Source organism: Vibrio sp. bablab_jr001, from assembly GCF_016464285.1.
In the GTDB taxonomy this organism is placed as follows: Bacteria; Pseudomonadota; Gammaproteobacteria; order Enterobacterales; family Vibrionaceae; genus Vibrio; species Vibrio fluvialis.
On record NZ_JACDWZ010000002.1, the window covers coordinates 1 to 9,417 of the forward strand.

Sequence of the window (9,417 nt, forward strand, 5' to 3'; positions counted from 1 at the left end):
GCGCGTCAGGCGGTGATCGTCGACATGATTTTCAACCTTGGCCTGCCCCGTTTTGGCATGTTCAAGAAAATGATCGCCGCCATCGAGCAGCAACTCTGGCATGTTGCCGCCAACGAAATGCTCAACAGCCGCTGGGCGCGTCAGGTTGGCAAACGGGCGAAGACACTCAGTGAAATGATGCGCACCGGCGCGCCGCTGCAATAAGGAGAACACCATGAATTTTTTAACCAGTATCCTTGGCAAAACACTATGGGAAGTTCTGAAAGGTCTGTTTTTTCAGGTTGCCTGGAAAGTCATTCTGGAACGCTTTGCCAGCCGCCTGGTAATTTGGGGATTAGAGAAAATCAAAACCCTGTCCACCAATGATGTCACGCAGGAAACTGTGAACGACATCATCCTGTCGCTGAAAGGCAAAAAACTCAAAGAGGTCGAGCAATGGGAATGACGTTGGACCCAAGCTGGGTGAATGCTGTACTCGCCTTTGGCACGTTCGTGACGCTGATCCTGAGTTTACTGATTGGTTACCTGTTCCGGTTGTCCAAAGAGCTGGGCGAATACAAAACCCATGTGGCAGAAACCTATGCGACGAAAGACGATGTCAAAGAACTCGGTGATCGGATTGAACGCAGTATGGTGAAAGAATTCGACCGGATTCATTCCCTATTGCAAGGGAGAGAAGTTGCCTAGTACGGCGGGAGCCATAAGGTTCCCGTTCCGCACTATTGAATAGAGAACTTACCTGAATCACTCTTTAACGCCATGCTCGTTGTTATGTTTATTTGCTTGAGACTAAGCACCCATTATAGTTTTCGATGTATTTACTGAAGCCTTTTAGTTCGACATGCTTTTCGAAATGATGCTTAACCCCCTGAGTCGTTGAATTATCTCTAACCCATTTGAGGATATCTTCATTTGTTTTTAGATCTTCATCGCTATCTATTGCTCTTTTTAAAGCCTTGATATGCACACCATCAACTGTCATACGAACGTGAAGCTGTTTTTCTGACAAAGATGGGTTACCCATTGCGTTAAGTAAACGTTTCGGAAGTTTGTTGGACATACCAGCGAAAACTTTCTCTTGGCCTTCATATGTATAGAAACCGGAGGTAGTTTCACTTAACAATCCGTCTATCACGAAATCAAATTTCGCCACACCAATATCTGGGAACAATAAATAGTTTTCATTTTTCAACGCAATGAACTTGGCAAATATTTCATTTTCAGCGCCTTTATCGCAGGAGATGGTCAGTCCACTATTTTCTGTCTCATCATAGTACTGTGATTCAATAAACACACTGTTTTCAAAGTGATCTACTTTTTCGCTATAGGTCCAGTTCTCCGGACTAGTTGAAGCGCATCCTGAGACTACTGTAATCACTACAATACTTATTCTTCTTTTCACAATATATCTACCTCTCAATGATATTATTGTTTGCTTAAACATCACGCCAACTAAGATGTGAGACATGCAATACCTCAGTCTCCGCACCACTAAAACCAGCGCATCGTAAAGCACCGAATCACTCTTAAATTTTTGTATGTGAATTTTTAAAGCGTGTCTGAAGCCTTACCTTCATTAATGAGCTCGCACAGAATATCAATGGCTATTTACTTAGGGTCTGATGTTCTTGCGTATGTTCTCTTAGAGCCTAACATTGCAGTTACAACTACTATTCCGTTACTGACTGTATATTGTGCAACATATTTTTTATCGCCTTTTACTATCGATACGATTTGAGGTTTCATTTAGCAACCTCGCAGTTTTGGCTTTGATAATTTTTGGCTTGTTTAATACGATTTTCCATCGCGGAAATCCGACGTTTAGCCTCATCAGAGGCTAAATCGCCTTTATATAACTCGTGCAGGTCTTCTAAACTTTTTGTATAAACACTTTCCCTATTCATAGCTTGAATGCACTCTTTACTTGGCTCAGCTACCCCTGGTTTACAAGCAGTCAAACCAAGGTACAAGATCAAAAACACTGGCTGTCTCAAAATGGGCTCCTTACTCATTTGTTGGGGATTCACGTAATGCCGTATTAAGGCGTGAGCGACGCTTGGCTATATGTTGAGAAGTTCGGAAGCTAATCCTTTGTACTTTTCCCAGTCGTAAATGTGTATTCGACCGCATATGACCGCTTCTAATACAGGTTCAGCAGTATGCTCACCTGAAAAGTAACGTCGTGCTGCTTCTTCCCAGTCAGCCTGATGCGCATCTAGTTGCTTTGAGTCATAAACCCCCATAGCAATTATTTCTCTAGTCTCAACAGCCACAATTTCTCTGGTATTGTCCCACCAGTCAGCATTTGCTTTATTTGCATCGTCTTCGGAAACAAAACAATAAATAGCTCCCAATCTGCTTGGGGCTTCTGGAAACTCAGCTTCTCTGATGCTTTCAAAAACACTTTCTTTATCTTGATGTTGGTTTGCGACCTGGTACATGCTTACAGTACCAGAGGTACCCGTAAATGCATTTATAAATGAAGCTGATGGGATAGTACCTTTCATGACCTCCATATTATTCAACAACATGAAATCTGTTTTATCTATTGCATGGTACAACTTGTATTTCCTCCGAACTCAAACAAACACACAAAATTTTATTAGTACACATGCGCGTTTACGTAGTTAAACCAGTTACAACACGCACAGCTAACTAACTGTTTCGCATAAAATTATCAGCTTTCCATCAACAAAACCATGCAATAGTACACATATATGTTTCCCCAAACCTATAATCTAACCCCGCGTAACAGGCCTGAAGCGAGTTGCGGTAGTCTTTGGTGGCTGATGGCATCGTGCACAGTTACGCACATTTGTGTGTGTTAAAGCATTGACACCCTACCCTCGCCGCCCTTACCCTATCGCTGTACTGGCAAAATCCAGTACCCGTGGGCATCTCACTCCCCAGTTTATTTCTCGGCGCATAGACGCCAGCTTTCTGCTGGTTTTTTTGTGCGGCTTCGGCACACCTGCACATGGTGAATTTGCTGCGATTATGCGCAAATACACCTCGCCTATGGTGGGCTGGGCGAGGCAGCTTCGGCTGGCCGTGTTCCGAGGAAACGGTAGTGAGATCCTTGTTCAGTTCACCACCCGAAATCTCACTCGATGGTGAACTCCAAATAATTTCTCGGAGGTCACTATGACCAAACTAACCATTCTATCTAAGGGTATTCGCACTCTTGATAATTTGTATTCGCTGAATGACCTGCATAAAGCCAGCGGGAATGCTGCAAAACACCAACCTAGCCGCTTTCTTCGATTGGACACAACTCAGGAATTAATAGCTGAAATCGTAAGCTACCCAGATCTGGGTAGCACACATAAAGTTGAGAATGGAAAAGGAACTTGGGTATGCAAAGAACTGGTCTACGCCTACGCGATGTGGATTAGCGCCAGGTTTCACCTGCAAGTCATCCACGCGTTCGACGCGATCACAAGCCAACCGCAATTTGCACCGTCCGGTGTCACTCTCACCGCCAAACAAGCCCGATTCTTACAATGTGCCTTTTCGCAGTTTGACGAACTCAAAGCGCGCCACGGGGAAAGCTACCGCCAGTATCAAACCATGCAGCAGCAAATCAACATGATGCGTTCGTTTTGCGATCATATGGAAAGCGAGCTTAAAACGTTTCGCTCGCAGGTAGATGCGGAAGTTGATGCGATTAACCACATCAACTTATACAAGGGAATGGTGTTGGAATATCAAGGCGCCGACGAACTAAAGCGCTTCATTGAGCAAAAACATTGATGAAAAATGGCATGAGCCTAGGCAACGAGGTGTTGTTCTAGGCTCAGGTGGGCTGGCTCATACACAAGACTACTCAAACTATAAATGCCATGCGTTGGGAATCACTATCGAACACCTAGAGTTAAATGTTCTGACACATCCGCTTAGCTTTATCTGAACGTTCGATAATGTCAAAACACTCTTGGTTTGTGCAACTTACCAATTTATTTAGCTCTTGCTCCGAGTACTTATTAGCCAAATGGCCAAACATTAATATTGAAGTGTTATAGTATCTGCACAGAACTTCCATATCATATTGTTGATTTTGAACTTTTCTCTCCATAGCCCCCTTCTCTAGAATGGCTTTATCCGCGAGAGCCATCTTTTTATTTAGTTCATTTTCAATGTCATTTAGATATACGTTGTTTTCATTGAATCGAGAAAGCTTTAGCTGCTCTTCTCGGTATTTCTCAGGAAAATTATTCCGTAAAAAGGAACTAAGTTGAGGTTGAGTACTCAACCACAAACCTTCAAATTGCCACAAGATCAGGAAGGCGACCAGAAGCCTCATAACTAACTTTAGCAACCAATCACCAAAACTTGATTCTTTAACATTAACTTCTTGTAATTTCGAATTATTTAGTTCGTTTTCTTTTTCGTTATTCGCTGCTTCCATACCTAGCTCCTTTTGTATCGAACTAAGTATAGAATCTATATACATATTTACACATAACATTTTAGGAGTTCAAAGGCGGTGGCTATTCACCATGCAGCAGCAAATCAACATGATGCGTTCGTTTTGCGATCATATGGAAAGCGAGCTTAAAGCGCTTCATTGAGCAAAAACATTGATGAAAACTGGCATGAGCCTAGGCAACGTGAGGTTGTTCTAGGCTCAGGTGGGCATGAATAAACTCATATATGGACAACAGTCTTTTAAACCTGATGCTCTAAAGCGTTTCTGTCAGATTAGAAAAAGTATGTTGATTCCTTGATCGCTTGTTAGCTCGCTGACTTGCGCTTTTCATCCCAAGTTTCAAACACAAATATCGCTGTTGTGTGGGCTGAATGGATTGCTAAGCGAGCATCTACAGTGCGACGAATCATTCAATGTGTTTTAGGGAAAATACATTAAGCAAATTTTCTACTACTATTAGATATTTAAAGCCTACCATTATGTTCATAATTACAGGGATTTTTTTATGCGTGAAATTTTCAAGTCTGCATCTTTAATATTCGTAATACCACTCTTAACTTTATTGTATGGTTGCAATACAGATACAAAATCTGTTGTTGCTGTTAATTTGGAGTCGTCGTCTGTTTTTGTCCCTAAAGACCGGTCGTATCAACTAGTTGCAAAGGCTAGTTATGACGATGGTACGACAGGTGATGTGAGTAACTCAGCAGAGTGGGAGATCATTGGAGATCCTACTGTTGCTAATATTTCTAATACAGGTCTACTCACTGGCCTTTTAGTTGGGACAACGGAACTTACCGCTTCTAAAAGTGGTATCACAAGTGATACGGTCGCTATTACAGTTTGTGATTTTATTGATTGCATTGATGTTTTTGACGTAGGAAGTGGGAAATTATTTACTAGTTCACCATCAGAGTCTTTTTCTAACAGTATTTCAGCTTCTCACAGCGGTACTATATCCATTTCTCAAGCTCAAAGTGATTTTGGTTTTGGTCCAGTTGGCACTTTTTCTATATTCACATGGGCTGAAGCTAATTCATTGTGCTCCATTTATAACACTGAACAAATTGCTGGAAGATCAAATTGGCGTTTAGCGACAAGAGAAGAACTGGAGGTTGAGGTACTCGATAAGTATGATGATATGTTTACAGAACGATCTTGGCCTGTTAATTATTATTATTGGTCATCCACTGTATATGCAACATCTGTTTTGCAGTTTTATTTAATACGTCTTTCAAATACATTAGGAGGGGTAGTTAACGAACAGGATGAGACTTACCAAAGTTTTGTTTCTTGCGTTTCCAATCCTTAGATGTAGAAATCGAAATGGGGCAAAGATGAATTACGTCGTTTATCTGCAAGCCAACGCAGAATACATTGGCCCAGATATTAGTCGAAGGCTTCAGCTATCTTGCCCCAAACTCACATACTCATTGAGTTTAAGTACCTCACTTCCCACAAACTCGTTCAGTTCGGTCAGTGAATCAATCAGTGGCAGCAGCTCATTTTTGTGGAACAGCCAGTCCACTTTGTTAAGGTCGAGTGAGGTAATACTCTCGCGGCGAATGCTCATCAACTCGATTGGTACGCGGTGCAGCGCCAGCACATCGTTCATGGTCTGGTTCTTCACGTCTTTGAACGAGTCTTTCGCTTCCACCTGACCGATGGGTTTAAGCTCCGGCGCTTTGGTGTCTTTCCCCTTGGCATTTACAAACAGGTTTTTGAACGCCATCCCTTCTTTGGCCTGCAGCTTGTTGCGAATGTCGTTCTCCGTCTCTTTGGTCATGCCCGGCTCGTTCATATACAGCAGGTAACCTGCGTGGGAACCGTTGCGATAATACTGGCGGCGGAACAGCGTGGCATCGTCGTTGAGCCAGATAGAAGTCAGCCCGCTGACGTGTTGCGGCAGGCCGTACAGCTCCTGCGCCACATCGTATTCAGCCAGGTGAAAAATCTGCCCGTCGCGATAATCAATCCGCCCTTCGTTGCTGTAGGCACGGGGCTTGTAGGTGTAACCCAAATCACTGCGACGGCGTATGTACAGTGCCGGAAGGTGTCTGATGTGAACCACCTGCCCGAACAGGTTGCGCACCACCTGAAAGTAACCGTTGCCAAAGGTGAGGTAGTCCTGAATAAACCGCTTAAGGTCGCGGCGCGGCAGCACATCGCTCACCGTAACGGCGTAGGTCAGCGTGTTGCGTTTAAACTCAATCGCGCTCGAGTGCATCGGGTTCACCCGCAGCGCTTTGGCCAGCGTATCAAGTGCGATCGGCGGCTCGTACAAATCATCAATCAGCGCCACTTCAAGGTAGCTGAGAATATCGCTATTCATCACACTGACCGGGTTAGAAAATTCAATCTCAATCACGTTCTGTCTCCTAGAAGAACGACACGGTGGTGTCGTCCTCGCTGTGAATATCAATCGGCTCCCAGTGCATCACATGCATTGAAGCCCAGGCCAGGTCTGCGTGCGAGCCCACCTTGCTGCGGGTAGAAATAAAGGTCACCTGATTGCTGGCTTTGGTGGTCTGCTGACGGATCATCAAAAAGGAATGCACCAGGTCATCCCACTCACCGTCGAACTGCAGGCGCCCGTCGTTGATGATTTCGCGCGCCTTGTAAACCATCATCCGTTTTACTTCCGGCGAATAGTCCAGCTCAATCAGGCTCGGGTAGAACTTGCGCACCAGCTCAGCCACGGCCGAGCCGACGCCGCTGACATCAATCGCCAGATGCACCACGTTGTATTTCTCGGTCATGGCTTTAATCGCGAGCGCCTGCTGCTCGTAGCTGGAGCCTTTCAGGCGCGCCCGTTCAATCAGCCGGAACACGCCGCCTTTGCGTTTGGGTTTGAGTGCAACCACCAATCCGGCATCGTCGGAGCCTTCGCCCTGACCGCCGCCGCGCGGGTCATAGCCCACCAACACCTCAGCGTTGCCCGCAGGCCGTGCTTTGTTGTGGTCCACGTCCTTCCACAGCGATGAATCGGTTTTGCACGCCAGCAGCGCTTTGAGCGCAAAGATGGACGCCGAATCATCCAGAAACACGCAGCGCAGCAGGTTGTCGAATACGGTTTTATCCGGGTACTTACGGCGCAGTTTCTCCATATTGAAGAACGTGGCGCCTTTCTCAATCGCGTCATCAATGGTGATGATCTGACGGAAAATGCCATCGACGCCGAGTGAGCCGTTCCTGAGCGCCGCATGGCTGATGTCAATCCCTTGCTCTTTCTTGCCCTGCCACTTCGGATACGCTTCATGCGCCACGGTCGACGGCGTCGACAGATACGTGGTGCGGTACTTGTCGTGAATCGACATCCCGCCCGCGTAATCGTCCAGCTCTCCGAATTTGGGGATCCAGAACACTTCATCGAAATAGACATGGCCGTTAAAGCCCTGCGATGTGCGCGCATTGGTGGAGAGGAAGTAAAACGTCGCGCCGTTGGAGAGTTGCAGCTCATCTTTGCCTTTGAGCTCGACGTCGCCAATTTCCAGCGCGAAGCGGCGGATGTAGTTTTTGAAGATCTCAGACTGCTTGCGCGAGGCCGACAAAAACACCTGGTTGTCACCGTTCAGTACCGCATCCTCAAACGCTTCATAGGCGAAGTAATACGTCAGGCCAATCTGGCGCGATTTGAGGTAAAAGCGGAACTCGTTCAGCTCGGGATTGCACTTGTGGGCGTGGATGTCTTTCTGGTACTCGAAAAACGTCTTCTCACGAAACTCATCCAGCACCGTTTTAGTGATGTGCAAAACGTCGTTCTTCACCTTGTTCGGCTTGCGGCCGCGCTTATTGCCATCACTGTGGCTGCTTGCAGGCCGATGCTGCCGGCTCTCGGCTTCATCGCGTTTGCGCTTTTGGGCCAGCAGCATTTCCAGTTCTTTGAGCTGCTCATCGTGTTTTTGGTCGATCCACAACAGATAGGCGATCCGCTGGCGCAGCATCAGTTCTACGGGCGCATCGTCCCGCATCGCTTTCCAATCAAATTTCGAAATCCATTGCTGGACGGTTCGCACCGCAACGCCCACCGCCTCCGCAACTTCGGCAGGTTTGTACTGACGCAGATACAGGCCAAGCGCTTTGGTTTGGTCTGCGGTGTACATCGGTGAGGATTGCTCAATAGCCAGATTCGTTTTCATGCTGGCAGTGTGCAACAGAGCCCGCCGCGACTCAGCAGAGAGAGTTTCTATATCGGGTATCTAGAATCGCCGTGAATACAAAAAGTTAAGGCCATTGGTTAGATTGGAATCATCGAAACAAGAAGAGATATTCCATGTTTAAGTCAGAGCCAATTTGCATTCTGAAAGCTGGCCCCACTATCGACGGGCGAGATATCCCGCAGAAAGTGATTGACGATATCGCGGAAACGTACGACCCGACGAAGTACGCCGCACGAATCAATGATGACCACTACGACTGGAGCTGGAAAGGCGGCACCGTGTTGTCGGTAGAAAAGCGCGATGACGAACTGTGGGCTGAAATCAAACCCAACTCTCACCTGCTGCGAAACATCGAAAACGGTCAGTTGCTTCACACCTCTTGTGAGTATCTCGAAGACTTCGCCAGCAGTGGCAAAGCCTACCTAACCGGGCTCGCCTTTACAGACAAACCCGCATCGCTGGGCACCACGCAAGTGCATTTATCGGCCAAACGCAGTGCAGAAAAAGCGTTGCATGTCTGCACCGGGCAAACCGTCAACTACAGCGCGGCGCCGCCTGCACTCTCGAACGAAGACGCGTCGCTGTTTCAAAAATTCAAAAGCTGGCTCAAAGGCGACAACGCGCCCGAGCAGCTCTCTCACACTGAGGAAGAAGACGACATGAGCAAAGAAACCGAAGAGCTGCTGAAGCAACAAATTGAGCAGAACACCAAGCTGAGTGATCAGCTCGGCCAACTGGTGCAAACACTCAGCGCCAAAGAGCAGCCCGCAGAACCGGAAGTCAAAGACGAGCCGCAGAAAAGCGAGCTGGAAGAGAAAGTCGAAAAGC

General features: G+C 46.5%; 11 protein-coding genes and 1 pseudogene. 6 read left to right on the forward strand and 6 right to left on the reverse strand.

All coding sequences use genetic code 11. From position 1 onward, the window contains the following. The 3 genes and pseudogenes from JIG40_RS00030 to JIG40_RS00040 form a co-directional block, all read left to right on the forward strand. Positions 1-204: pseudogene (locus tag JIG40_RS00030) on the forward strand (lysozyme); the annotation flags it as partial. 10 nt (positions 205-214) lie between these two features. Further along, a complete protein-coding gene (locus JIG40_RS00035) occupies positions 215-445 on the forward strand; it encodes a hypothetical protein (RefSeq protein WP_004726817.1) in 231 nt (76 codons plus the stop codon). Then, positions 436-687 carry a hypothetical protein gene (locus JIG40_RS00040; protein WP_004726819.1) on the forward strand — a complete coding sequence of 84 codons (252 nt, stop codon included), beginning with the start codon at positions 436-438 and terminating at the stop codon, positions 685-687. The genes JIG40_RS00035 and JIG40_RS00040 overlap by 10 nt, the downstream gene beginning before the upstream one ends. 88 nt (positions 688-775) lie before the next feature. Here the strand turns inward: JIG40_RS00040 and JIG40_RS00045 are convergent, their stop codons facing one another. From JIG40_RS00045 to JIG40_RS00055, 3 genes are all read right to left on the reverse strand, one after another. Next, positions 776-1,468, reverse strand: coding sequence for a hypothetical protein (locus JIG40_RS00045; RefSeq protein ID WP_199464559.1), 693 nt, complete (start codon positions 1,466-1,468; stop codon positions 776-778). Positions 1,469-1,742: 274 nt separating this feature from the next. Beyond that, on the reverse strand, positions 1,743-1,994 hold the full coding sequence (locus JIG40_RS00050; protein ID WP_199464560.1) for a hypothetical protein: 252 nt from the start codon (positions 1,992-1,994) through the stop codon (positions 1,743-1,745). 66 nt (positions 1,995-2,060) lie between these two features. Continuing rightward, complete coding sequence (locus tag JIG40_RS00055) at positions 2,061-2,507, reverse strand: hypothetical protein (RefSeq protein ID WP_199464561.1); 447 nt, start codon at positions 2,505-2,507, stop codon at positions 2,061-2,063. A 637-nt stretch (positions 2,508-3,144) separates the two neighbouring features. Here JIG40_RS00055 and JIG40_RS00060 point away from each other — a divergent pair. Beyond that, a complete protein-coding gene (locus tag JIG40_RS00060; protein ID WP_199464562.1) occupies positions 3,145-3,753 on the forward strand; it encodes a KilA-N domain-containing protein in 609 nt (202 codons plus the stop codon). A gap of 121 nt (positions 3,754-3,874) precedes the next feature. On the opposite strand, the gene JIG40_RS00065 is transcribed toward JIG40_RS00060, so the two are convergent. After that, on the reverse strand, positions 3,875-4,408 hold the full coding sequence (locus tag JIG40_RS00065; RefSeq protein WP_199464563.1) for a hypothetical protein: 534 nt from the start codon (positions 4,406-4,408) through the stop codon (positions 3,875-3,877). A gap of 526 nt (positions 4,409-4,934) precedes the next feature. Here JIG40_RS00065 and JIG40_RS00070 point away from each other — a divergent pair. After that, positions 4,935-5,741, forward strand: a complete 807-nt coding sequence (locus JIG40_RS00070) for a DUF1566 domain-containing protein (RefSeq protein WP_199464564.1) — start codon at positions 4,935-4,937, stop codon at positions 5,739-5,741. A gap of 90 nt (positions 5,742-5,831) precedes the next feature. Here the strand turns inward: JIG40_RS00070 and JIG40_RS00075 are convergent, their stop codons facing one another. Beyond that, positions 5,832-6,797 (reverse strand): phage portal protein, encoded by a 966-nt coding sequence (locus JIG40_RS00075; protein WP_199464565.1) that lies wholly within the window; start codon positions 6,795-6,797, stop codon positions 5,832-5,834. Positions 6,798-6,807: 10 nt separating this feature from the next. Next, positions 6,808-8,568 carry a terminase family protein gene (locus JIG40_RS00080; RefSeq protein WP_199464566.1) on the reverse strand — a complete coding sequence of 587 codons (1,761 nt, stop codon included), beginning with the start codon at positions 8,566-8,568 and terminating at the stop codon, positions 6,808-6,810. Positions 8,569-8,702: 134 nt separating this feature from the next. On the opposite strand from JIG40_RS00080, the gene JIG40_RS00085 reads away from it, so the two are divergent. Next, on the forward strand, positions 8,703-9,417 hold a 715-nt coding region (locus tag JIG40_RS00085), incomplete at its 3' end, for a GPO family capsid scaffolding protein (RefSeq protein ID WP_199464567.1).